General features: G+C 62.2%; 21 protein-coding genes. 14 read left to right on the forward strand and 7 right to left on the reverse strand.

From position 1 onward, the window contains the following. The first annotated feature begins 44 nt into the window (after window positions 1–44). Window positions 45–1,238, forward strand: a complete 1,194-nt coding sequence (kynU, locus tag ACR0LD_RS08035) for a kynureninase (RefSeq protein WP_170441976.1) — start codon at window positions 45–47, stop codon at window positions 1,236–1,238. On the opposite strand, the gene ACR0LD_RS08040 is transcribed toward kynU, so the two are convergent. Beyond that, on the reverse strand, window positions 1,231–1,809 hold the full coding sequence (locus ACR0LD_RS08040; protein WP_170391032.1) for a TetR/AcrR family transcriptional regulator: 579 nt from the start codon (window positions 1,807–1,809) through the stop codon (window positions 1,231–1,233). The two genes, kynU and ACR0LD_RS08040, sit on opposite strands and share 8 nt — an antisense overlap. 99 nt (window positions 1,810–1,908) lie before the next feature. On the opposite strand from ACR0LD_RS08040, the gene ACR0LD_RS08045 reads away from it, so the two are divergent. Both ACR0LD_RS08045 and ACR0LD_RS08050 read left to right on the forward strand, forming a co-directional pair. Further along, window positions 1,909–2,373 (forward strand): (2Fe-2S)-binding protein, encoded by a 465-nt coding sequence (locus tag ACR0LD_RS08045; protein ID WP_170340339.1) that lies wholly within the window; start codon window positions 1,909–1,911, stop codon window positions 2,371–2,373. Between the two features lie 3 nt (window positions 2,374–2,376). Next, a complete protein-coding gene (locus ACR0LD_RS08050; RefSeq protein WP_480636382.1) occupies window positions 2,377–4,617 on the forward strand; it encodes a xanthine dehydrogenase family protein molybdopterin-binding subunit in 2,241 nt (746 codons plus the stop codon). Window positions 4,618–4,681: 64 nt separating this feature from the next. Here the strand turns inward: ACR0LD_RS08050 and ACR0LD_RS08055 are convergent, their stop codons facing one another. The 3 genes from ACR0LD_RS08055 to ACR0LD_RS08065 all read right to left on the reverse strand — a co-directional run bounded on the left by ACR0LD_RS08055 (window position 4,682) and on the right by ACR0LD_RS08065 (window position 8,247). Next, window positions 4,682–5,461: a gamma-glutamyl-gamma-aminobutyrate hydrolase family protein gene (locus ACR0LD_RS08055; protein ID WP_170340336.1), complete on the reverse strand. Its 780-nt coding sequence runs from the start codon at window positions 5,459–5,461 to the stop codon at window positions 4,682–4,684. Window positions 5,462–5,649: 188 nt separating this feature from the next. Further along, window positions 5,650–6,075 (reverse strand): GlcG/HbpS family heme-binding protein, encoded by a 426-nt coding sequence (locus ACR0LD_RS08060; protein ID WP_170340334.1) that lies wholly within the window; start codon window positions 6,073–6,075, stop codon window positions 5,650–5,652. Between the two features lie 36 nt (window positions 6,076–6,111). After that, window positions 6,112–8,247: a malate synthase G gene (locus ACR0LD_RS08065; protein ID WP_480636385.1), complete on the reverse strand. Its 2,136-nt coding sequence runs from the start codon at window positions 8,245–8,247 to the stop codon at window positions 6,112–6,114. A 215-nt stretch (window positions 8,248–8,462) separates the two neighbouring features. On the opposite strand from ACR0LD_RS08065, the gene pepN reads away from it, so the two are divergent. The 6 genes from pepN to ACR0LD_RS08095 all read left to right on the forward strand — a co-directional run bounded on the left by pepN (window position 8,463) and on the right by ACR0LD_RS08095 (window position 16,403). After that, the gene (gene pepN, locus ACR0LD_RS08070; protein ID WP_480636387.1) at window positions 8,463–11,015 is read left to right on the forward strand and encodes an aminopeptidase N; all 2,553 of its coding nucleotides are present in this window, start codon (window positions 8,463–8,465) and stop codon (window positions 11,013–11,015) included. Next, window positions 11,012–11,455 (forward strand): hypothetical protein, encoded by a 444-nt coding sequence (locus ACR0LD_RS08075; protein WP_480636388.1) that lies wholly within the window; start codon window positions 11,012–11,014, stop codon window positions 11,453–11,455. The genes pepN and ACR0LD_RS08075 overlap by 4 nt, the downstream gene beginning before the upstream one ends. A gap of 142 nt (window positions 11,456–11,597) precedes the next feature. Further along, the gene (locus ACR0LD_RS08080; RefSeq protein WP_170371517.1) at window positions 11,598–12,845 is read left to right on the forward strand and encodes a hypothetical protein; all 1,248 of its coding nucleotides are present in this window, start codon (window positions 11,598–11,600) and stop codon (window positions 12,843–12,845) included. 90 nt (window positions 12,846–12,935) lie between these two features. Continuing rightward, on the forward strand, window positions 12,936–14,447 hold the full coding sequence (gatB, locus tag ACR0LD_RS08085) for an Asp-tRNA(Asn)/Glu-tRNA(Gln) amidotransferase subunit GatB (RefSeq protein ID WP_480636391.1): 1,512 nt from the start codon (window positions 12,936–12,938) through the stop codon (window positions 14,445–14,447). A 148-nt stretch (window positions 14,448–14,595) separates the two neighbouring features. Beyond that, the gene (gene pepT / locus ACR0LD_RS08090) at window positions 14,596–15,852 is read left to right on the forward strand and encodes a peptidase T (protein ID WP_480636393.1); all 1,257 of its coding nucleotides are present in this window, start codon (window positions 14,596–14,598) and stop codon (window positions 15,850–15,852) included. Window positions 15,853–15,935: 83 nt separating this feature from the next. Beyond that, a complete protein-coding gene (locus tag ACR0LD_RS08095) occupies window positions 15,936–16,403 on the forward strand; it encodes a DUF4177 domain-containing protein (RefSeq protein WP_170434671.1) in 468 nt (155 codons plus the stop codon). Between the two features lie 12 nt (window positions 16,404–16,415). Here ACR0LD_RS08095 and ACR0LD_RS08100 read toward each other — a convergent pair whose 3' ends face one another. Further along, window positions 16,416–16,805 carry a DUF805 domain-containing protein gene (locus ACR0LD_RS08100; protein ID WP_480636395.1) on the reverse strand — a complete coding sequence of 130 codons (390 nt, stop codon included), beginning with the start codon at window positions 16,803–16,805 and terminating at the stop codon, window positions 16,416–16,418. A gap of 82 nt (window positions 16,806–16,887) precedes the next feature. Then, window positions 16,888–17,142 (reverse strand): BolA family protein, encoded by a 255-nt coding sequence (locus tag ACR0LD_RS08105; RefSeq protein ID WP_480636397.1) that lies wholly within the window; start codon window positions 17,140–17,142, stop codon window positions 16,888–16,890. A gap of 107 nt (window positions 17,143–17,249) precedes the next feature. On the opposite strand from ACR0LD_RS08105, the gene ACR0LD_RS08110 reads away from it, so the two are divergent. Continuing rightward, window positions 17,250–17,870: a J domain-containing protein gene (locus ACR0LD_RS08110; RefSeq protein ID WP_170340931.1), complete on the forward strand. Its 621-nt coding sequence runs from the start codon at window positions 17,250–17,252 to the stop codon at window positions 17,868–17,870. 5 nt (window positions 17,871–17,875) lie between these two features. Here ACR0LD_RS08110 and ACR0LD_RS08115 read toward each other — a convergent pair whose 3' ends face one another. Then, window positions 17,876–18,778 carry a Hint domain-containing protein gene (locus tag ACR0LD_RS08115; RefSeq protein WP_480636399.1) on the reverse strand — a complete coding sequence of 301 codons (903 nt, stop codon included), beginning with the start codon at window positions 18,776–18,778 and terminating at the stop codon, window positions 17,876–17,878. Between the two features lie 605 nt (window positions 18,779–19,383). Between ACR0LD_RS08115 and cobS the strand changes: the two genes are divergently transcribed. The 4 genes from cobS to ACR0LD_RS08135 all read left to right on the forward strand — a co-directional run bounded on the left by cobS (window position 19,384) and on the right by ACR0LD_RS08135 (window position 24,671). Next, the gene (gene cobS / locus ACR0LD_RS08120; protein ID WP_093964859.1) at window positions 19,384–20,370 is read left to right on the forward strand and encodes a cobaltochelatase subunit CobS; all 987 of its coding nucleotides are present in this window, start codon (window positions 19,384–19,386) and stop codon (window positions 20,368–20,370) included. A gap of 125 nt (window positions 20,371–20,495) precedes the next feature. Continuing rightward, on the forward strand, window positions 20,496–22,373 hold the full coding sequence (cobT, locus tag ACR0LD_RS08125) for a cobaltochelatase subunit CobT (RefSeq protein WP_170436798.1): 1,878 nt from the start codon (window positions 20,496–20,498) through the stop codon (window positions 22,371–22,373). Window positions 22,374–22,457: 84 nt separating this feature from the next. After that, complete coding sequence (locus tag ACR0LD_RS08130) at window positions 22,458–24,248, forward strand: aminopeptidase P family protein (RefSeq protein WP_480636401.1); 1,791 nt, start codon at window positions 22,458–22,460, stop codon at window positions 24,246–24,248. A 78-nt stretch (window positions 24,249–24,326) separates the two neighbouring features. Next, window positions 24,327–24,671 carry a DUF427 domain-containing protein gene (locus tag ACR0LD_RS08135; RefSeq protein WP_480636403.1) on the forward strand — a complete coding sequence of 115 codons (345 nt, stop codon included), beginning with the start codon at window positions 24,327–24,329 and terminating at the stop codon, window positions 24,669–24,671. The last annotated feature ends 22 nt before the right edge of the window (window positions 24,672–24,693 follow it).

The following is a 24,693-nucleotide window of genomic DNA, read 5'->3' on the forward strand; positions in this document are numbered from 1 at the left end:
ATCCGATACCCCGGGTCGGACACAAGAAAACACCGGGATTTATCATGACCGACTTCGCCGCCACCAAAGCCATGTTCCACCTGCCGGAAGGAGTTCTGTATCTGGACGGCAACTCGCTGGGCCCTCTGCCCAAGGCGGCGGCCGCAAAGGTACAGAAGATGCTGACCGAGGAATGGGGCCAGATGCTGATCACCGGGTGGAACAAGGCCGGGTGGATGGGCATGCCGACCGACCTGGGCGATCGGATCGGCCGCCTGATCGGCGCCGCGCCCGGTACGGTCGTGGTCGGCGACACGCTGTCGATCAAGGTCTTTCAGGCGGTTGCCTCGGCGTTGGAGCTGAACCCGGGGCGCAAGGTGGTCCTGTCGGACAATGGCAACTTCCCTTCCGATCTCTACATGGCTGACGGGCTGCTGCGCTCGCTGGGCGAGGAGTACGAGCTTCGGGTCGTGGACCCCGAGACCGTGGCCGAGCACATTACCGATGAAGTCGCCGTGCTGATGCTGACCGAAGTCGACTATCGCACCGGCCGCAGGCACGACATGAAGGCGCTGACCGAGCTGGCCCATGCGCGCGGCGTCATCACGGTGTGGGATCTGGCCCACTCAGCCGGGGCCATCCCGGTGGACCTGGCCGGCTGCAACGCCGATTTCGCGGTCGGGTGCACCTATAAATACCTCAACGGTGGTCCGGGCGCCCCGGCCTTCATCTATGTCGCTCCGAAATGGGCGGACACCGCGCGCCCGGCCCTGTCGGGCTGGCTGGGACACGAGGCGCCGTTTGCCTTCGATCTGGACTATCGCCCCGGCGCAGGCATCGAGCGCATGCGCGTCGGCACGCCACCGGTGATCCAGATGACCGCGCTGGCCGCGGCGATGGATATCTGGGACATGGCCGACATGGATAATGTGCGCGCCAAGTCCATCGCCCTGACCGAACAGTTCATCCAGCAGGTCGAGGCCACCTGCCCCGATCTGGAACTGGCCAGCCCCCGCGACCCCGCGATGCGTGGCAGCCAGGTCTCGTTCCGGTTTGCCGACGGGTACGCGGCGATGCAGGCCTTGATCGCCCGCGGCGTGATCGGGGATTTCCGCGCGCCCGACATCATGCGGTTCGGCTTCACGCCGCTGTATATCGACGAATGCGACGTGTCGCGCGCCGTCGAGATCCTGACTGACATCATGCAGAACCGTTTGTGGGACAGACCGGAATTCAAGGTCCGGCAGCGGGTTACCTGACCTCAAGCCCCGCGCCGATCAGCGCGGACAACTGGGCAATGCGCTGCTCGAACTCCTCGGCGTTCGAGGCGGTCATCTTGATCCCCTTCAGCGCGGCGGTGATGGTCCGCGCGGTCTCGGCCGGACCGTCCGGCAGGCGCACGCGACCGGCCGCCAGTTCGCGCTTTAGCCATTCAGCGTAGAGATCCGCCAGCGCCGCCTCGCCCTCGGCCACGATGTCGGCAGCGGTGGACTTGCTGGTATCCAGCATCTCCAGCCCATGCGGCGAGGCCAGGATGGCCGCCATCCCGGCGATCTGCGCGTCAATCGCCCGCGCCAGGATCTCGGACACCGCTCCGTCGCCCTGCAGCGCATGTGCCACCGCCGCGATCTTTTCGGCGTAATGCGCCTGTGTCAGGCTGCGAACGATGGCATCTTTGTTCTTGTAATGCAGATAGACCGCTGGACGGGACATGCCCGCGCCACGCGCTATGTCATCCATCGAGGTCTTGCGGAACCCATAGGCGGAAAAGGCCTGAAACGCCGAAGTCAGGATCGCCTTTGCCCGTGTATCATCCAGTTTTTCCGCCATGAATTGACCTCTGACAGTTTCGCGCGAAATTGTCAATTGACGCACTGACATTTTTCATCAACTATGTCAGAAACCAGCCACAGCCAAAAGAGGTACGCCATGGCGACCACGCTGACGATCAACGGAAAGCCACATCAGGTCGATCTGCCCGACGATGTCCCCCTTCTGTGGGTGCTGCGCGACGAGGTGGGCCTGACCGGAACCAAGTTCGGCTGCGGTGTGGCCGCCTGCGGAGCCTGCACGGTGCAGATCGACGGCGAGGCCGTCCGCTCGTGCCAAGTTGCCCTGTCCGATGTCTGGGGCGAGGTCACCACGATCGAAGGGTTGGGGACGCCCGACAACTTGGCCACGATCCAGCAGGCCTGGGTCGACCATCAGGTCGCGCAATGCGGCTATTGCCAGTCGGGGCAGATCATGCAGGCCGCCGCGCTGCTGGCCGAAAACCCTGCCCCCTCTGACGAAGAAATCGACGAGGCGATGCAGGGCAACCTGTGCCGCTGCGGCACCTACCCCCGCATCCGCGCCGCGATCAACGACGCCGCCGCCAAGCTGAAGGAGGCCTGATCCATGGCCAGCATCGGAAAAATCCTGCGCCGCACCTTCCTGATCGGATCTGCCGCCATCGTCGGCGGCGTGGCTTTCGGGGTCTATTACGTCAACCGTCCCGCCAAGAACCCGCTGAAACCGGGCGAGGGCGAAGCGGCGCTGAACCCTTTCATCCTGATCGACCAGAACGGCGTGACCCTGTTTGCGCCCCGCGCCGAGATGGGCCAGGGCGTGAAAACCACCTGGGCCGCCCTGATTGCCGAGGAACTGGACGTGGATGTGGATCAGGTCACCGTTCTGCACGGACCAGCGGCGGCGGCCTATTACAACTCGGCCCTAATCGGCGAGAGCCTGCCCAACAAGGGCTATGACGTCTCGAACTTCCAGCACAATCTGGGCGAGGCCCTGGGCGTGATCGGCAAGGCGCTCAGCCTGCAGGTCACCGGCGGCTCGACCTCGATGAAGGACGGGTTCGAGCGAATGCGCGCGGCTGGTGCCTCCGCCCGCGAGACGCTGAAACAGGCCGCCGCCGACCGACTGGGGGTGGATCGGGCTCAGTTGAAGACCGCTTCGGGCCATGTCATCGCGCCTGATGACAGCAAGATCGCCTATACCGACCTGGCTGCAGACGTGGCGCAGATGGAACCGATTGAGGCAGAGCTGCGCGACCCGTCCGAGTGGCGTTATCTGGGCCGGACCCTGCCGCGTCTGGACATGGTGGAAAAGGCTACCGGCACCGCCCAGTTCGGCGTTGACGTGCGCCTGCCCGGCATGAAATTCGCCAGCGTCCGGATGAACCCCAAGCTGGGCGGCCAGATGAACGGCTTTGACGACAGCGCCGCCAAGGCAATGCCTGGTGTCGAAAAGGTTGTCGATCTGGGCAACGGTGTTGCGGTGATCGCCACCAACACCTGGCTTGCCAACCAGGCGGTCGAGGCCATCGACGTCGATTGGGGCGAGGCCCCCTATCCGCCCGAAACCGACGCCATCTTTGCCGAGATCGCCAAGGCCTTCGACGCGGATCCGAACTCGACCATGCGCGATGACGGCGATGTCAGCATCGTTCCCGAAGGCGCGACCGTAATCGACGCTGAATACACTGTCCCCTACCTGGCCCACGCCACGATGGAACCGATGAACGCCACCGCGCTGTTCACCGGCGACGCCTTGGAACTGTGGTGCGGCAACCAGGCCCCCACGCTGATCCAGTTCCGCGTTGCCAACACGGCCGGTTTGGACACCGAAGCCGTCCAAATCCACACCACCTATCTGGGCGGCGGGTTTGGTCGCCGCGGAGAGCTGGATTTCGGCGACATCGCCACCAAAGTGGCCATGGCGATGCCCGGCACTCCGGTCCAGACCACCTGGAGCCGCGAAGAAGATATGCGTCACGACTACTACCGCCCCGGTGCGATGGCACGGATGCGCGGTGCGGTTCAGGATGGCAAAGCAGTGCTCATCGATGGTGCGGTCGCCGCGCAGTCCTGCACGCAGCAAGCCGTTGAGCGCTATACCGGAATGCCCGGCGCTGGCCCGGACAAGGTTCTGGTCGAAGGGTTCTTCAACCAGCCCTACGCGGTGCCCAACTATCGCATGAGCGGCCATATCGCCGACCTGAAGATCCCGGTGGGTTTCTGGCGCTCGGTCGGCAACAGCCACAACGGTTTCTTCCACGAGACCTTCATCGACGAGATGGCCCATGCCGCCGGACGCGACCCGCTGGAGTTCCGGCTGGAGCTGATGCGCGACGAACACGCGCCCTCGGCCGGGTGCCTCGAGGCGGTGCGCGACATGTCCGACTGGACGGGCAAGACCCCCGATGGCGTGGGGCGCGGCGTGGCCTTCACCTACAGCTTCGGCACCCCGGTCGCGCAGGTGATCGAGGTGGTCGACGAAGACGGCACCATCCGCATCAGCAAGGCCTGGATCGCCTGCGACATGGGGCTGGCGCTGGACCCTGAAAACGTCAAGGCGCAGATGTTCGGCGGCATGATGTATGGCCTGTCGGCGGCTTGCTACGGCGAGATCACCTTCGCCGATGGCGAGGTCGAACAGATGAACTTCCCCGACTATGACGCGCTGCGCATGCACACCGCGCCGCAGGTTGAGGTTAAGGTGTTGGAAACCAACCGCTTCATGGGTGGCGCGGGCGAGCCCGGCACGCCGCCCTCGATGCCGGCGGTTGGCAACGCGCTGTTTGACCTGACCGGCCAGCGCGCTCGGACCCTGCCGCTCAACAAGCAGTTCAACCTGCTGGTGTGAAACGAAAAAAGACCGGCGCGGTGATTGCCGCGCCGGTCTTTTGAAGAAATCCGAGAGCCGATTGTCAGGCCGATTGCCGCACCGGCGTCGGCATTGCACTTGCCGACCAAGCCCGCACCGCGTCGCCGAAAGCCTGAAACAGAGGCCGCGACACCGGGTCATTCGCGGCATCCCATTCCGGGTGCCATTGCACCGACAGGGTGAACCCGGGCGCATCCTGGATATAGATCGCCTCGGGCGTACCATCCGGCGCGTGGCCGTCGATCACCACGCCTTTGCCCACCGTCTTGATGCCCTGCCCGTGCAGCGTATTGGTCATCACCTCACTGGCACCGAACAGGCGGTGGAACACCCCGCCCTCGGTCAGCTTGACCACATGGCGCAGGGCGAATTTCTCTTCCAGCGTGCCATCGGGCGGCATGCGGTGGTTCATCCGGCCGGGCAGATCGCGGATTTCCGGGTACAGAGTGCCGCCCATGGCCACGTTGACCTCTTGGAAGCCCCGGCAGATGCCCAGAAAGGGCTGGCCGCGTTCCACGCAGGCCCGTACCAGCGGCAGGGTGATCGCATCGCGCGCCCGGTCGAATTCGCCATGTGCGTCAGTTGCCGACTCGCCGTATTCCTCGGGGTGAACGTTGGGGCGGCCACCGGTCAGCAAGAACCCGTCGCACACCTCAAGCAGCTCGGTCACGTCGACATAGCGCGGATCGGCCGGGATCAGCAGCGGCAGACAGTTCGAGACATTCGCGACCGCGTCCGAATTCATCGTCCCCCCGGCATGGGTGGGGTACTGGTCGTTCATCAGGTACGAATTGCCGATGATGCCAACGACGGGTCGGGACATTGTGCTACCTTGCTGTTTTACTTGAACTGGTCGGAAATTATCCGCCCCTTCAATAACGTGCAAGAAAACACGCCCTGCACCATGGCGCAAGGACGTGTTCAGATACGCACATATTGTTCCCGATTTCCGCAGAGCGCGGGACGAATTTCCCGAAACAGGCGGCCGCGGCGGGACGGCGCTTGTGCAGATCAGGTCTCGCCGGTCAGCCCGGCGGCCTCGATCCCGGCCATTGCGGCAGCGGCGTCGTTGTCCGAGGTGTCTCCGGTTACCCCGACGGCACCGATCACCGCGCCCTTGCGGTCGCGCAGCAGTACGCCGCCCGGAACCGGAACGACCTGCCCGCCATAAACCCCGTTCACCGCAGCCATGAAATAGGCCTGCGCCTCGGCCCGCTTCATCTGGGCGGTGCCTGCCATGCCCAGCATGACCGATCCATAGGCCTTGCCATGAGCAATCGCGAACCGGCCGGGGGCGGCACCGTCCTCGCGCTCGAACGCGATGACATGGCCACCGGCGTCCAGCACCACCACCGACAGGGGTTTCAGGTCCATCTCGCGCCCTTTCTCAAGGGTTTTGCGAATGATGGTGCGGGCCTTTCTGAGTGAAACCGACATGATTTTGTCCTCTGTCTGCGGTGGTCTGTCCCGGTTCTAGCCCTGACGGGCCTTCAGTTCCAGCCGCCGCGCATGCAGGACCGGCTCGGTATAGCCCGACGGCTGAACCCGCCCCTTGAACACCAGATCGCAGGCGGCCTGAAAGGCGATGCCGTCGAACCCCGGCGCCATGGGCCGATAGGCCGGGTCGCCTGCGTTCTGCCGGTCAACCACGGCGGCCATCTTCTTGATTGCGGCCATCACCTGATCGGCGCTGATCACGTCGTGATGCAGCCAGTTGGCCAGCGCCTGGCTCGAAATCCGGCAGGTGGCGCGATCCTCCATCAGACCCACGTCGTTGATGTCGGGCACCTTCGAGCAGCCGACGCCCTGATCGACCCAGCGCACGACATAGCCCAGGATGCCCTGCGCGTTGTTCTCGATCTCGCGGGTGATTTCATCGTCGCTGAGGTTGCGGCCGCCCAGCAGCGGGATGGTCAGCAGATCGTCAAGCGTGCCGCGCGGGCCTCCAGCGGCGATCTCATCCTGACGGGCCAGAACATCCACCTTGTGGTAGTGGGTCGCGTGCAGGGTCGCTGCGGTGGGCGACGGCACCCAGGCGCAGGTCGCACCGGCCATGGGGTGGCCGATCTTGGCCGCAAGCATCTCGCCCATCCGGTCGGGCATGGCCCACATACCCTTGCCGATCTGCGCCCGGCCCTTCAGCCCACAGGCGAGCCCGATATCGACATTGCGATCCTCGTAGGACTGGATCCAGGGCGTATTCTTCATGTCGCCCTTGGGCAGCATCGGCCCGGCCTCCATCGAGGTGTGGATTTCGTCCCCCGTCCGGTCGAGGAACCCGGTATTGATGAAGGCCACGCGCGATTTCGCGGCGCGGATGCACTCCTTGAGGTTTACCGAAGTCCGGCGTTCCTCATCCATGATGCCCAGCTTCACGGTGTTGCGCGGCAGGCCCATAATGTCCTCGACCATGTCGAAGATTTCGACCGAGAACGCCACCTCTTCGGGTCCGTGCATCTTGGGCTTGACCACATAGACCGAGCCGTGGACCGAGTTGCCGCCATCGCGCTGCAGGTCGTGCATCGCGATCAGCGTGGTGCACAGCGCGTCCATCAGCCCCTCGCCGATCTCGTTGCCCTCGGCGTCCAGCACGGCGGGGTTGGTCATCAGGTGGCCCACATTGCGCACCAGCATCAGCGACCGGCCCTTCAGGCTGCCGGCCGATCCGTCGGGCCGGGCAAAGGCGATGTCCTCGGACAGTTTGCGGGTAAATGTCCGGCCGCCCTTCGTGACCTCCTCGGTCAGGTCGCCCTTCATCAGGCCCAGCCAGTTGCCATAGGCCACGACCTTGTCCTCGGCATCGACACAGGCCACCGAATCTTCGCAGTCCATGATGGTGGACAGGGCCGATTCCAGGCGCACGTCGGAAATGCCCACCGGGTCCGAGGCGCCGATGGTGCTGGACGGATCGATCATGATCTGGATGTGCAGGCCGTTGTTCTTCAGCAGCACGAAGTCCGGGGCCTCGGCCGCACCGCCGAAGCCCACGAATTTCCCGAGTTCGGCCAGCGCCGGGACCAATGCGCCGCCTTCGACCTTCAGACCGGACACATCGGCCCAGCTGCCTTGGGCCAGCGGTGCGGCCTCGTCCAGAAACGCCTTGGCCCAGGCGATGACCCGCGCACCTCGGGCCGCGTCATAGCCGCCCCCCTGCGGCAGGTCGCCCATCGCGTCGGTGCCATACAGCGCGTCATACAGGCTGCCCCAACGGGCATTGGCCGCGTTCAGAGCAAAACGCGCATTGGTGATCGGCACCACCAGTTGCGGGCCGGGCGTCGCGGCGATCTCGGGGTCGACATTCGCCGTGTCGATCTGGAAATCGGGGCCTTCATCCAGCAGATAGCCGATCTCGCGCAGGAACGCCTGATACTCGGCCATGTCGATGGGTTGCCCTTTGCGCGCAAGGTGCCACGCGTCGACACTGCCCTGGATATCCGAACGCTTTTGCAGCAAGGCGCGGTTTTTCGGGCCAAACTCGGACACCATCCGCGAAAGACCGGCCCAGAATGCATCGGGCTCAACGCCCGTTCCGGGAAGCGCGCGTTCCTCGATGAAATCAATCAGAACCTGATCTACGTCCAATCCGCTCCGGATAGCTCTGCCGTTCATGACTCGAATCTCCTGCCCATCGTGTGCCGTTGTATGCAGTCTTCAATTAGGGGCATTGTTTCCGATAGGCAACTTGCCGCTGCATCAATCCGCCTTTCCATTCCGGCTGAAACAGCTTCAAACCGTACAAGGGAATGCCGCCCTGACCCGCCTGCTTGCAGCGCCACGGCGATCCTCCTAACGTCGCGCGGGAACACACCGACACGAGGCCCCAGATGCGCGACGCCGCCCCCACTACGATCTACCTGTCCGACTATTCGCCCTTCGGTTTTCTGGTCGACAGCGTTCACCTGACCTTCGATCTGGCCCCGCAGGCAACGCGCGTGACATCGCGCATCGCGTTCCGGCCCAATCCGCAGGCCACCGACCGCACGTTTTTTTTGCACGGTGAAGAGCTGAAGCTGATCCGCGCCAGCATCGACGGCACCCCGATCACTCCTGACGTCACCGACAAAGGCCTGACCGCCAGCGTCCCCGATGCCCCCTTTGTCTGGGAGGCCGAGGTCGAGATCGACCCCGGCAACAACACCGCGCTCGAAGGGCTTTACATGTCGAACGGCATGTATTGCACCCAGTGCGAGGCCGAGGGGTTCCGCAAGATCACCTTCTATCCCGACCGTCCCGACGTGATGTCCACCTTCACCGTGCGCATCAACGGCGACCTGTCGGTGCTGCTGTCCAACGGCAACCCGACGGGCAAGGGCGAAGGCTGGGCCGAATGGACCGACCCCTGGCCCAAGCCCGCCTATCTGTTCGCTCTGGTCGCCGGTGGGCTGCTTGCCCATTCCGACAGTTTCACCACCAAATCGGGGCGGCATGTGGAGCTAAATCTGTGGGTCCGCCCCGGGGACGAGGGCAAATGCGCCTTTGGCATGGAGGCCTTGAAGCGGTCGATGAAATGGGACGAGGATGTCTATGGCCGCGAATACGATCTGGACGTTTTCAACATCGTCGCGGTGGATGATTTCAACATGGGCGCGATGGAGAACAAGGGGCTGAACATCTTCAACTCGTCGGCGGTGCTGGCCAGCCCTGAAACCTCGACCGATGCCAATTTCGAACGGATCGAGGCGATCATCGCGCATGAGTATTTCCACAACTGGACCGGCAACCGCATCACCTGCCGCGACTGGTTCCAGCTGTGCCTGAAAGAGGGGCTGACCGTGTTCCGCGACGCACAGTTCACCTCGGACATGCGCTCGGCCGCGGTCAAGCGCATCCATGACGTGATCGACCTGCGCGCGCGCCAGATCCCCGAGGACAACGGGCCGCTGTCGCACCCCGTGCGCCCCGAAAGCTTTCAAGAGATCAACAACTTCTACACCGCGACCGTCTATGAAAAAGGCGCCGAGGTGATCGGCATGCTGAAAACTCTGGTGGGGGACGAGGCCTATTCCAAGGCGCTGGATCTGTATTTCGAACGCCATGACGGGCAGGCCTGCACGATCGAAGACTGGCTGAAAGTGTTCGAGGACACGACCGGCCGCGACCTGACCCAGTTCAAGCGCTGGTACAGCCAGTCCGGCACACCCCGGGTGAAGGTCGAGGAGGATTGGGCCGACGGCACCTATACCCTGACCCTGTCTCAGAGCACCCTAGCCACGCCCGGCCAGCCCGAGAAGCTGCCACAGGTGATCCCCGTGGCCGTGGGTCTGCTGGGTCGCAATGGCGACGAGGTGCGCGGTACCGAGGTGCTGGAACTGACCGAAGCGCGCCAGAGCTTCACCTTCGAGGGGTTGTCCGCGCGGCCCGTCGCCTCGATCCTGCGGGAGTTCTCGGCGCCGGTGATCCTTGAACACGACCGCCCAAACGCCGAACGCGCGTTTTTGTTGGCCCATGACACTGATCCGTTCAACCGCTGGGAGGCCGGACGGACGCTGGCGCAGGATACCCTGCTGCGCATGATCACCCAGGACGCGGCCCCCGATGCCGAATACCTGGATGGTCTGCTGGCCGTTCTGCGCGACGCCGATCTGGACCCGGCCTATCGCGCGCTGATGCTGGGCCTGCCGACCCAATCGGAACTGGCCGCCGCGCTGCACGAACAGGGCGAAACGCCCGACCCGATGGCGATCTGGCGCGCGGTCGAGACTCTGCGCCAGGCCACCGCCCAGCACATGCAGGACCTGCTGCCCCGCCTGCACTCCGAGGCGCTGGTCGACGGCCCCTATTCGCCCGATGCCGAACAGGCGGGCAAGCGCGCCCTGGGCAGCGCCGCGCTGGCCCTGACAACCCGGCTGGACGGCGGGGCGATGGCGGCCGAGGTCTATGCCAAGGCCGACAACATGACCCTGCAGCTTAGCGCTTTGTCCTGCCTGCTGCGTGCTGGCAAAGGTCAGGCGGAACTGGCGGCATTCTACGACCAATGGCGCCATGACCGGCTGGTGTTGGACAAATGGTTCGGGCTTCAGGCCTCGCTGGCCGCCCCGGACGATGCGCCGCGGATCGCCCGCGCCCTGTCCGAGCATCCGGATTTCAACTGGAAGAACCCCAACCGGTTCCGTGCGCTGATGGGTGGGCTGGCAATGAACCATGCCGGGTTCCACCACGCCAGCGGCGAGGCCTACGACCTGCTGGCCGACTGGCTGATCCGGTTGGACCCGGTCAACCCGCAGACCACCGCGCGCATGTGCACCGCCTTCCAGACCTGGAAACGCTATGACGCCGACCGCCAGGACCTGATCCGCGCCCAACTGACCCGCATCGCCGAAACCCCGAACCTGTCGCGCGACACGACCGAGATGATCTCGCGCATCCTCGGGGCATGACGGCGCCCGAGGGCTCCGGGTTTCGCTTTACCCGACACAACCGGTCGCCCCGCAGCATCGCCATCCTGGCCGCTGTCTATGCGGGGCTGCTGGCACTTGTGCTGGTTTTCGGCGCGGTCTGGTGGCTGATCGGGTTGCTGGCGCTGGGCACCCTGCCCGCGTTGTGGGACGTGCTGCGCGACACCGATGCCGGGCTGAACCTGGACCCGGCCAAACTGAGCTGGCATTCGGGCGCCCGGCAGGGCGAGATCGACCTGACCGAGATCGACTTCTTCCGCTTCGACACGCGCTGGGATTTTTCCGTGCGCGTGTCGATTGTGTTGACCAGCGGCAAGCGGTTGCGCCTGCCGGACGAGTCCCTACCGCCGCACAAACAGCTGGAACAGGCGCTGCAACAAGCCGGCTTCCGGGTTGATCGGCACCATTTCACGGTTTTCTGAAACGATTCACGGAATCCGCGTAGATTGATCCTGTCTGATCCATTGAAGCAGAAAGTTTAATGTTAGAATCCTTGAACTGGTCACAATTCCGGTTCAGAATTCATCGCTAGTTAACAAGTTTGTACAGTTTCGAGTGTTTTCGATGTTCCGGTCGTTCTGGGCAGGTCTTGCCCGTATCAATCCCATATCAACTCACGTGGCTCCGGTTTCGGACGCGGGTTCCCGCTGTCTGGAAGATGTCGGGCGTCTCAATATTCCCGTTGCGGAACTGGGTGCGGCTGACCTGATCGGGCGGGACATGATCGAACGCGGGCGCCATCTTGCTCGGCAGGATCGTTGGGCCGAACTGTCAACCGAGATCCGGGCCGCGGACCAAGCGCGGACAACAGCCCCGGACGGGCTGCCCATCGCCGATCTTCTGGCATTTGGCGCGCGATCGGATGTTGTCCTGGCCGCCGAACACGCGCTGTCCGACGGCGGTGCGATCGCCGAGTACGACCTGCTTGGCGGTATTTCCGAGCTTGAGGGTGTGAAACAGGATCATCCCGATGATCCGATGATTGCTCTCATCGTCGCTCTGGCCCACATCGATCTGGCATGGGCGTGGCGTGGCACGGCTCTGGACGCGGCGCTACCGCCGCTGCATCGTTCACGCTGTGCTGCACATTTTGACCGGGCTGCAGCCATCCTGCCCGAGTGCCGCAAGGCGCTGCCGGACAGCCCTGTGGTCGCCGCCGCCGACTGTGCCCTGCTGGCTGGTCAGCGCACCCAGCGGGCCCGGGTGGCGGATCAGTACGAACGCCTTATTTCGCTGGATCCGCGAAACCATCGACACATGCGCGCGATGGGCAGCCACCTGCTGCCGCGATGGTTCGGCAGCTATGAAGAGCTTGAGGTGCAGGCCCTGCGCAATGCCGCGAACACGCGCGACACGTGGGGTGCCGGCGGATACACGTGGGTTCAGTTCGACGCAATTGCCTTGGATGAACAAGCCTGCGCGCGGCTGGACGTCGAGTATTTTCTGGAAGGTCTGCGCGACATTGTGCAACGGATGCCGGACCAGCAAACGATCAACCTGCTGGCCTCGTATTGCGCGATCACGGTGCAGAATGGGTTCGGTCTGGACGACAAGGCCGATCTGGTCCGGTGCCAGATCCGGGAGGCCGCCCAATGGCTGATCCGCGATCATTTGACCGAACTGCACCCGCTCATCTGGGCCCACGCGGCCAACGGGTTCAACAACTCGGTCCGCGTCAACTCACCCGAGCGGTTCGCGGCACGTGGACAGCGTGACGCTTTGCGCGCCATCGGTGATCTGTTCCGCGAGGAATTGCGCAACGGGACCGACGTGACCTTCACGCCTTCAGGTCTGCAACTGACCAGCCACTGAGAATTGCGTCTCGGCGCCCTTTGCCCCTTGCCCCTTGGCCTTGCCGGGCATAATACCCATGCCTGAACTTCTGCGGAAATGAGGCGCGCCATGCTCGACTTGACCTATGAACTGCCCAAACCCAAGACCATCGCCGGTGCCAAGCACGACTGGGAACTGGTGATCGGGATGGAGGTGCACGCGCAGGTCTCGTCCAATGCCAAGCTGTTCTCGGGGGCATCGACCAAATTCGGGGCCGAGCCGAACTCGAACGTGTCTTTCGTGGATGCGGCCATGCCGGGCATGCTGCCGGTGATCAACGAATTCTGCGTGGAACAGGCAGTGCGCACGGGTCTTGGCCTGAAAGCGCAGATCAACCTGAAATCGGCCTTTGACCGCAAGAACTATTTCTATCCCGACCTGCCACAGGGCTACCAGATTTCCCAGCTGTATCACCCGATCGTGGGCGAAGGCGAAGTTCTGGTGGAACTGGGCGACGGCACCGCGCGCATGGTGCGCATCGAGCGTATCCACATGGAACAGGACGCAGGCAAATCGATCCACGACATGGATCCGAACATGTCCTTCGTCGACCTGAACCGCACCGGCGTCTGCCTGATGGAGATCGTCAGCCGCCCCGACATCCGCGGCCCGGAAGAGGCCGCCGCCTACATCGCCAAGCTGCGCCAGATCATGCGTTACCTTGGCACCTGCGACGGCAACATGCAGAACGGCAATCTGCGGGCCGACGTGAACGTGTCGATCTGCCGTCCGGGCGACTATGAGAAATACATGGAAACGCAGGACTTTTCGCACTTGGGCACGCGTTGCGAGATCAAGAACATGAACTCGATGCGTTTCATCCAGCAGGCCATCGAGGTCGAGGCGCGTCGCCAGATCGCCATCGTCGAGGCCGGCGGCAAGGTCGAGCAGGAGACCCGCCTGTATGACCCCGACAAGGGCGAGACGCGCTCGATGCGGTCCAAGGAAGAGGCGCACGACTATCGCTATTTCCCGGACCCCGACCTGCTGCCGCTTGAGATCAAGCAGGCTTGGGTCGATGACATCGCCGCCAAGCTGCCCGAGCTGCCGGACGAGAAAAAGGCCCGTTTCATCAACGATTTTGGCCTGACCGACTATGACGCCTCGGTGCTGACCGCCGAGGTTGAATCGGCCGTGTACTTCGAAGAGGTCGCCAAGGGTCGCAACGGCAAGCTGGCCGCGAACTGGGTCATCAACGAGCTGTTCGGCCGCCTGAAGAAAGATGACCGCGACATCACCGACTCGCCGGTTTCGCCCGCGCAGCTGGGTGAGATCATCGACCTGATCGCCTCGGACGCCATCTCGGGCAAGATCGCCAAGGACCTGTTCGAGATCGTCTATACCGAAGGCGGCGACCCGGCGCAGATCGTCGAAGAGCGCGGCATGAAGCAGGTGACCGACACCGGTGCCATAGAGGCTGCTTTGGACGAGATCATCGCTGCCAACCCGGCCCAGGTCGAGAAGGCCAAGGTGAACCCAAAGCTGGCCGGCTGGTTCGTCGGACAGGTGATGAAGGCCACCGGCGGCAAGGCCAACCCCAAGGCGGTCAACCAGTTGGTTGCGCAGAAGCTGGGCCAATAAGGTCTTTCCATTTGTACAGGCCGGGCAGCCGGGTTTGCCCGGTTGCTCAAAGTTTTACCCGGAGTTCTTGACGCCTTCCAGGCTCGAGGCGGCGCTTGACTCGGGCGGCCGGTTGCGGCCTTTGTCTTGGCCAGAGAGGTAAGGTGCCATGCAGAACAGATTTGACCAGGAGCTGGAGGACCGGCTGGTTCGCTACGCGGCTATCGACAGCCAGAGCGACGAAAACTCACCCACCACCCCCAGCACGGAAATCCAATACGACATGCTGAACCTGCTGCGGCAGGAGCTGACCGAAATGGGCGCGCAGGATGTGACCATGACGGACTATGGCGTCGTTCTGGCTACCATTCCGGGCACCGCGCCGGGGCCAACCATCGGCTTTCTGGCCCATGTGGACACCGCGCCGCAGTTCAACGCGACCGGGGTCAAGCCGCGGGTCATCAAGGGCTACAATGGCGGCGACATCACCTTTCCCGACGATCCGTCACTGGTGCTGTCCCCGGCCGAGCACCCCTATCTGGCCAGCAAGGTTGGTGACGACCTGATCACAGCCTCGGGCACCACGCTGCTGGGCGCCGATGACAAGGCGGGCGTGTCGATCATCATGACCATGGCCCGGCACCTGCTGGCCGATCGGACGATCGCGCATGGACCGATCCGCATCGCCTTTACCCCCGACGAGGAAATCGGCCGGGGCGTGACCGAGGCGCTTCCCAAGGATCTGGGCGCCGACTTCGCCTATACGCTGGATGGGCAGCAACTGGGCGAGATCGAATACGAGAGCTTCTCGGCTGACCGGGCGGTGATCCGGATCGAGGGCGTTTCGATTCACCCGGGCCTGGCCAAGGACAAGATGGTGAACGCGACCCATCTGGCGGCCAAGATCGTGCAGACGTTGCCGCAGGCCACCATGACCCCCGAAGTCACCGACGGGCGCGAAGGGTTCATCCACGTGACCGACCTGAACGGCGGCTCGTCCGAGATGGAGATCAAGCTGATCCTGCGCGATTTCGAGATGGACGGGCTGGAAGCCAAGGGCGAGTTGGTGCGCAAGGTCTGTGATGCAGTACAGGCCAGCGAACCGCGCGCCAAGATCAGCGTCGAGATCAGCCACCAGTACCGCAACATGCGCTATTGGCTGGAAAAGGACATGACACCGGTGGATCTGGCGTGCGAGGCCTGCCGTGACATGGGGATCGAGCCGGTCTCGGTTCCGATCCGCGGCGGCACCGACGGGTCGCGCCTGACCGAATTTGGCACCCCCTGCCCCAACATCTTTACCGGGATGCAATGCATCCACGGGCCGCTGGAGTGGATCTCGGTCCAGGACATGGCGGTGGCGACCGAGCTGTGCTTGAAGATCGCCTCAAAGGCGACGCATGGGGAAAGCAACAGTCGAGGCTGAAATTCGCCGGGGCGTGAAGTTTTCTGTTCCCCGTCCCGGACGGAACGATACATTGCCCGCCAACACCAGTTCAGGAACCATTGATGCAGCGTTACGAATACAAGGTCGTCCCGGCCCCCAAGAAAGGCACCAAAGCCAAGGGGGTCAAAACACCCGAGGGCCGGTTTGCCGTCACCATCGAGCATTTGCTGAACGAGTTGGGTGCGAAAGGCTGGGAGTACCAGCGCGCAGAGCTGCTGCCCAGCGAGGAGCGGGTCGGCCTGACCGGGTCCGCCGAAAACTGGCGCAATGTTCTGGTGTTTCGCCGTGCGGTCGAAACCGAAGTCGCCAACGACGACGTCGCCGCACTCCTGACCCCGCCAGAAGCGGATGACACTCCACTGGCACGACCGGTTCCTGGCCCGGACGATGCGGCTGCGGCCGGTCAAGTCGAGGCTCCGGCCCGCATCGCGCAGGACCATGACGACCCGCCGCTGACGCTGAAGCCGGCCAAGTCAGAAGATGCCCCCAAAGCGGATGCCGAGGAAGAGAAAGAAAAGCCCGACAGCTAGGCGAAGGCCGCGTCAGGCCGGCGCGGCACCATAGGCGTTTTCGGCCTGCTCGCTGGGTTGAATGTAGAAATACAGAAGGATCAGCGTACCGATCAGCGGAATCAAACCGATCAGGATCCACCAACCGGACCGCCCGGTGTCATGCAGACGGCGCACACCCACCGCGATGTTCGGCACGATCACGCCCAACGAGACTAGCCACGACAGCGGTTGACCGGCTTCCGAAGCGAAGGCATCGAAGCCCAGCAAAGGCGCCACCACCGCACCGTCTATCAACTGTGTGACAATCAGCACCAGAAAGATCGCCAACACCCACCACCAGAACTCGGAGCGCGGTGCGCGCCCTTGAAAGGTTGCGTATTTTGACAGCACCGTACGAACGGCGTGGCTCATCTGTTCCATAGTTTCCTCCGCGCAAATCACGGGAAACATAGCAGATTATTCGAAAAAACCGACAATAATCGAAAAAGTCGGGCGAAAGGCTTTAGTCACCGATGTCCAAAGCCAGGGCGTGGATACGCGGAACGATGTCGCCGAGGGCCTTGTGAACGGCCCGGTGGCGCGCAACGCGGGACTGCCCCTGAAACGCTTCAGCGCGAATGCGGACGTTGAAGTGGCTTTCGCCGCCCTCCTGAAACCCTGCGTGGCCGCGATGGCGTTCACTGTCATCCACGACTTCCAGTTCACGCGGGTTGAACTCGGCCTGCAATCGCTGGCGGATTTCGTCGGTCACGGTCATTTTTACGCTCAGCGGCAAATATTTTGCCGCGCCCCTCTTCTACTTTCGATCACTTAGATTAAACTGCTGCCTCCGAGTCGAAAAGACGCGTTCATGAGGATGAGCATATGGTGAAACCAGATCCCTTCGGATTCGACATGTCGGTGTCCAGCGCCAAGAAGAAAAACCCGCGCGGGCGTCGGGGCATGTCGGGCGCGTCCGAGACCTCGACCCGGGTCTGTGACCACGAAGGATGCCAGGAAGCCGGCAAGTTCCGCGCGCCCAAGGCACCGGATGTGCTGGACGACTTTTTCTGGTTCTGCCAGCAGCACGTGCGCGAGTATAACCAGAAGTGGAATTTCTTCGACGGCACCACCGAGGCCGAACTGAACGCCCAACGGTCGAAAGACAAAGTGTGGGAGCGCGAAACCAAGCCGATGGGCGATCCCGAGGCGCGGGCTTGGGCCCGGCTTGGCATCGAAGATCCGCATCAGGTTCTGGGCGAAAACGCGACCAAGAACCCCGGTCGGGCCGCAACAGGCCGTCGTCTGCCGCCTACTGAGCGTCGTGCGATCGAAATCCTCGAAGCCAAGGACACCTGGACCAAGGCCGAGGTTCGCAAAGCCTACAAAAAGCTGATCAAGGTGCTGCACCCGGACATGAACGGCGGCGACCGCAGCCAGGAAGAACAGCTGCAGGAAGTCGTCTGGGCCTGGGATCAAATCAAGGACAGCAGAAACTTCAAATAGCGGTTTTAGTGCGCGAATGTATCGCGTAACGCAGCAGCTTCGGGGCGTTTTAGGCAACGTACGCGCGTTTGCTCAAAAGCGGATGCCGCGTTTCGCAGTTCGGGAAATAGCACACGGAGTTCCTCGGCATCCTCCCGATCGAAGGACATCACCGCCATTTCACCTAAAAACAGACTTTCAGTTGGCAAACCATTCGACAACAGTATCGCGTGGCGACAGCAAGCAATATGGTAGTATGTAACGGGATCATAAGAATTTACTTGGCGAATTGTTTGATCGTTAACGAGATGAACTGCCGCGGCGAAAACTTTTGGCTCTCCAAACAGCAACTCTGCGCGCCAACCCTCCACGACAATCCTATGTTGTGGAGAAACGTACAAATCTCGGTCAGGCAGTCCTTTTCCGAATGCACCTTTCTGAATGCAAACCGGACGTAACTGGGGGTTTCGCTTCAAAGCTTCTGCCTGCAGGGTCTTCTCTCCGATCCACTCGATGCGTAGCAGTTCACCACTGGAAGCGCGCACTTTGTCACCAACAGCGAGTTCCTCAACAGCGCGACAGCCACTTTCAGTTTCAATCAATGTCCCTTTCACGAAACACGGCACCGTTCCAGCGGGCAAGCTAACGGTTACCCCAATCGAGGCATTGTTGCCATTTCCAGGCCCGCTGGAGGCTCTGACGATCAAACTCAGAGTTGTATTTGGGGGAACAATAACCCCCGGCTGCAGGTCCACTGTTAGTAAACCAGCACTGGAAATAGTAACCGAGTAATCTGAAGGAGAAAGAAGTCCGTCATCTGTTACAGATACAAACCAAGACGCTGGCTTGTTGGAGTTGTAGTCCACAGAAAATGTGTCCGTGTTCGGAGGAAAGAAAATCCTCGTTGGACCGGTAATTACTAAAGCCATGGCAACCTTTTACTCAAACTAAGTCCGAAATAGTGTACCACCTCCACAACACATTTCAATATCTGCACGTGACGAGCCGCAAGTTGTGAAGATTTCTTGTGGCATTTGCCCGAGGTCACTTTCCAGTTCGCCGAAAGTGTTGCCCTGCCTAGTTTCTACACGTCCTTAGGATGACGTTGAATCCAGAAACTGCCATCTCGACGTCTGGTATTGCCACCTGACAGTTCAGGCTCGCGACTAGCAAAGAAATCTGCTGTGTACTTGAGCAACTTTCAAAAAGCCCCATGAGACCATTTTTCATATGTCTGATAAGGTAATTTTCAACATTTGGATTATTGAATACTTACCTGCATACAGCATTTCCGACACATGGATCGGCATGTGCGTCCGAACTGGCCGCAGTGCCTTTGTTGACAAACGCGGCTTGACCTGCACCTGGTACGCGTCGCGACCAAGGATCGCCCGCACGTCAATAGGGCCAGTTTGAAAGAAAAACCTGCTCACCTTTCCAAGGGGGCCGCTTTCCCTTGCCCTTATCTGCAATATGTTGCACCACACACGGGTTCAAACCCGGCAAAACGGGCCAAAGGATAAGGACAAGGCGAATGGCTGACGGATCGACCGATATCAACGCAAAACCCACCGAAGAGATCTCGGTCCGTGACGTGTTCGGGATCGACAGCAATATGTCCGTCAAAGGGTTCGCCGAAAGCAGCGACCGCGTGCCGGCAATCGACCCTACCTACAAGTTTGATCCCGAAACCACGCTGGCAATTCTGGCCGGGTTCACCCACAACCGCCGGGTGATGATCCAAGGCTATCACGGCACCGGCAAATCGACCCATATCGAGCAGGTCGCTGCGCGACTGAACTGGCCTGCCGTGCGCGTCAATCTGGACAGCCACATCAGCCGGATCGACCTGATCGGCAAGGATGCGATCAAGCTGCGCGACGGCAAACAGGTGACTGAATTCCACGAAGGCATCCTGCCCTGGGCGCTGCGCAACCCTGTGGCCATCGTGTTCGACGAATACGATGCCGGCCGCGCCGACGTGATGTTCGTGATCCAGCGGGTTCTGGAGCATGACGGCAAGCTCACCTTGCTGGACCAGAACGAGATCATCACGCCGAACCCCTATTTCCGCCTGTTCGCGACCGCCAACACCGTGGGTCTGGGTGACACCACCGGCCTGTATCATGGCGTTCAGCAGATCAACCAGGCCCAGATGGACCGCTGGTCGCTGGTGGCGACGCTCAACTACCTCAGCCACGACGCCGAGGTGATGATCGTTCTGTCCAAGGCGCCGCATTACAACACCGAAAAGGGCCGCAAGACCGTCAGCCAGATGGTCACCGTTGCCGACCTGACCCGGACGGCGTTCATGAACGGCGATCTGTCGACCGTGATGAGCCCGCGCACCGTTATCAACTGGGCGCAGAACGCCGAGATCTTCCGCGACGTGGGCTACGCCTTCCGCCTGTCTTTCCTGAACAAATGCGACGAGTTGGAACGGCAGACCGTTGCCGAGTTCTATCAGCGTTGTTTTGATGAAGAACTGCCGGAAAGCGCGGCCAGCGTGAGCCTGGGTTGATGGCATCGATTGCGCCCAGATCGGGCGCAACGCCCCCGGCGGGGACATCGGGGGCCAGATGAAGACGGGGTCCGGCCACTTTAACCGGGCGTCGGGCCTAAGGGCGTGAGTGAGGGCTGATAGATATGGCGCAGAAGAACGACAACCCTGCTGATCCGTTCAAGAAGGCTCTGGCCGAGGCGACCAAGGTCATGGCCGATGATCCCGAGTTGTCGGTAAGCTATTCCGTCGACCCGTCGGGCCTGTCCGGAGACTCGATGCGCCTGCCGCAGGTGTCACGCCGAATGACACGCGAAGAGGTTCTTTTGGCGCGGGGCACCGCAGATGCCCTGGCGCTGAACCGTCGCTACCATGACGATGCGACGCATGCACGATATGCGCCTCCGGGAGATATGGCGCGCGACCTCTATGAAGCGATGGAAACCGCCCGGTGCGAAGCGATGGGCGCCCGGGACATGCCCGGCACGGCTTCGAACATTGACGTCAAGATCGGCCACGAGGCGTTGCGGCGCGGCTATGACCAATGCAAGCAACCCTCGGAGGCACCGCTTGCGGTGGCGGCGGGTTATCTGATCCGTCATCTGGCGACCGGGCGTGATCTGCCCGCTGCAGCCGAGAACGTCATGAACCTGTGGCGCGGATTCATCGAGGAACAGGCCGGCGGGGTGTTGGAGAATCTCGACGAGGTGCTCTCGGATCAGGCCGAATTCGCCAAATTCGCCCGCCAGATGATCAAGGATCTGGGCTATGGCGACCAGTTGGGTGACGACCCGGACGAACTGGACGAAGATCAGGAAGATCAGGCCGAGGAAGACGCCGAAGAACAGCCCGATCCGGACAGCACCGGCCAGGACGACCAAGACGACCAGGACGCCGACGCGACGCCCGAGCAAACTCAGGAAGAGCAACAGGATCAGTCTCAGGCGCAGGTCTCGATGGACGAGATGGCCGAGGACGAGATGGGTGAAGAAGCCGAGATGCCCGAGGGCGAAGCGCCTTTGGAGCCGCCTGCCCCTCCGCCCGCCTCCGAGGCCGATCCGGACTACATGGTCTACCTGAACACACATGACGAAGAGATTGCGGCCGAGGACCTTGCCGAACCCGCCGAACTGGAACGGCTGCGCGCCTATCTGGATCAGCAGCTCGAGCCGCTGAAGGGCGCTGTAAGCCGCTTGGCCAACAAGCTGCAGCGCCGCCTTCAGGCACAGCAGAACCGCAGCTGGGAGTTTGACCGCGAAGAGGGCATTCTGGATGCCGGTCGGCTGGCGCGGGTGGTAGCCAACCCCACGACACCGCTCAGCTTCAAGGTCGAGAAGGATACCGAGTTCCGCGACACCGTGGTGACGCTGTTGCTGGACAATTCTGGCTCGATGCGTGGAAGGCCGATTTCCATTGCAGCGATCTGCGCCGATGTTCTGGCCCGCACGCTGGAACGGTGCAACGTGAAGGTCGAGATCCTGGGCTTCACGACGCGGGCCTGGAAAGGCGGACAAGCGCGTGAGGCGTGGCTGAACGATGGCCGCCCACAGCAACCCGGCCGCCTGAATGACCTGCGCCACATCGTCTACAAGGGCGCCGACGCGCCTTGGCGCCGCGCACGGCCCAATCTTGGCCTGATGATGAAAGAAGGCCTGCTGAAGGAAAACATTGACGGCGAGGCGTTGGAATGGGCCCACCGCCGGATGCTGGCGCGTCGTGAACAGCGCAAGATCCTGATGGTGATCTCGGATGGCGCTCCGGTCGATGATTCAACACTCAGCGTGAACCCCGCCAACTACCTTGAGAAGCATCTGCGCGATGTCATCGCCATGGTCGAAAAGCGCAAGATGGTCGAGTTGCTGGCCATCGGCATCGGCCACGACGTCACCCGCTATTATGATCGCGCGGTCACGATCACCGATGTCGAACAGCTGGCAGGAGCGATGACCGAGCAATTAGCCGCGCTGTTCGACAGCGACCCGCGCGCGCGGGCCCGCGTGATGGGCATGAAAAAGGCCGGATGAGGCCGGTCTTGCCTCCAGCGGGAGCATTTAAAAGAAAGGTGAAGGCAGGCGATCAAGACCTGTAGTGAGCCGAAGGAGAAGCAGATGTTCCAGTCTTTCGAAGTCACGGCGCGGCCCGAACAGGGGCCGCCAAGATTGGCGGCTTTGCGCACAGAGTTGGAGCGCGAAGGACTGGATTGCTTCATCGTCCCACGTGCCGACGCGCATCAGGGCGAATATGTGGCCGCCCGCGACGGGCGGCTGGCATGGCTGACCGGATTCACCGGTTCTGCCGGGTTCTGCGCAGCGCTGCGAAACGTGGCCGGCGTATTTGTGGACGGTCGGTATCGCACTCAGGTCAAGGCGCAGGTGGCGCCCGATTTCACGCCGGTACCGTGGCCCGACGTAAGCCTTTCGGCGTGGTTGAAACAGCAGTTGCCCGATGGAGGGCGGGTGGCGTTCGATCCGTGGCTGCATTCCGCCGGACAGATCACGGCAACCCGGGCCGAACTGCAGAATAGCGGGATCCAGTTGGTTCCGTCAGACAATCTTGTGGACCGCATCTGGTCCGACCAGCCACCACCGCCAATGAACCCGGTCAAGGTGCACCCGCTGGAATTTGCAGGCGAAAGCGCCGAAAGCAAGGTTTCGCGGCTGGCTTCGGTTCTGGCTCAGAACGGGAGGTCGGCTGCCGTCATCACGTTGCCGGATTCGATCATGTGGCTGCTGAACATCCGCGGGTCAGACATCCCATATAACCCGGTTGCGCATGGGTTTGCGATTTTGCAGGCCGACGGGCACGTGGACCTGTTCATGGCTGCAAAAAAGCTGAAGGGGATGGACGAGCATCTGGGGCCGCGCGTTTCGATCCACGAACCCGACGCGTTCCTGAACGCTGTTGCGGCGCTTGAGGGCGCGGTGCAAGTGGACATGGGAACTCTGCCGCATGCCGTTGCCGATGTGCTTGGCGACCGGGCTGTGGACGGTGGCGATCCCTGCGCACGCCCCAAGGCCTGCAAGAACGAAGCCGAAATTGCTGGCAGCGCCGCCGCGCATCTTCGTGACGCCGCCGCCGTCATCGAAACTCTGTGCTGGCTGGATGCCCAACCCCCCGGCAGCGTGACTGAAACGCAGGTGGTCACACAGCTGGAGGAGAACCGGCGGCGCGACAATGCGTTGCAGGATATCTCGTTCGACACCATTGCGGGCACCGGGCCAAACGGCGCCATCATGCACTACAGAGTGACCGAAGAAACCGACAGCCGGCTTGAGGACGGTCATATTCTGGTTCTGGACAGCGGCGGGCAGTATCTGGATGGTACCACGGACATCACCCGGACGATCCCCATCGGCACGGTGGGAGACGAGGAAAAAACCTGCTTTACCCGGGTTCTGAAGGGAATGATCGCGATGTCGCAACTGCGCTGGCCCGTTGGTCTGGCCGGTCGAGACATCGAGTGCATCGCCCGGGCACCTTTGTGGGCCGCAGGCCAGGATTTCAATCACGGCGTCGGCCACGGTGTCGGCGCATACCTGAGCGTTCACGAAGGGCCACAGCGCCTGGCGCGGGTCAGCCACGTTCCGCTCGAGCCCGGGATGATCCTGTCGAACGAACCGGGTTACTACCGCGAAGGTGCCTTCGGCATTCGGATTGAAAACCTGCTGGTTGTTGAGGAGGCCCCCGCCCTGCCCGGCGCAGACCCCGAGCGCGCGATGCTGTGCTGGCGGACACTGACATATGTCCCCATCGATCGACGCCTGATCGTCGTAGATATGCTGACCAGTGCCGAGCGTGATTGGCTGAACGCGTATCACCGGGACGTGGCGGAAAAAGTCCGGCCAAGACTGTCACATGCCGCGCAACTGTGGTTGGATGCCGCAACCGCGCCCTTGTGACACCCGTTTGTCACATACTATGGGCATAGGCGAAGGCCTGACCACAACGAGGCCGCGACGACGAGGGAAGGAGCAGACATGACAGATTACATCAAGATCCGCAAAGCACCTGGCAAGTGGTGCGTCAGGTCCGGTGGCGCGATTCTGGGCGAAACGACCAACGCCCTGGAACTGTTGGAAGGCGATCTGGCCCCCGTCATCTACTTTCCGCGTGCAGACATCGCGATGGCCTTTCTGGACAAGACCGAAAAGTTGACCCATTGCCCGCACAAAGGCGATGCTACGCACTACTCGATCGTCAACAAGTCGAGCGTGACGAAGAATGCGGTCTGGAGCTATGAAGATCCAATTCCCGCCGTTGCCGAAATCAAAGGCTACCTTGCTTTCTACCCGCTGGAGTCGGTGAAGGTCGAACAGATTTGAGGGCTGGACAAACCTGGCCCTC

Source organism: Ruegeria sp. BF8, assembly GCF_056538625.1.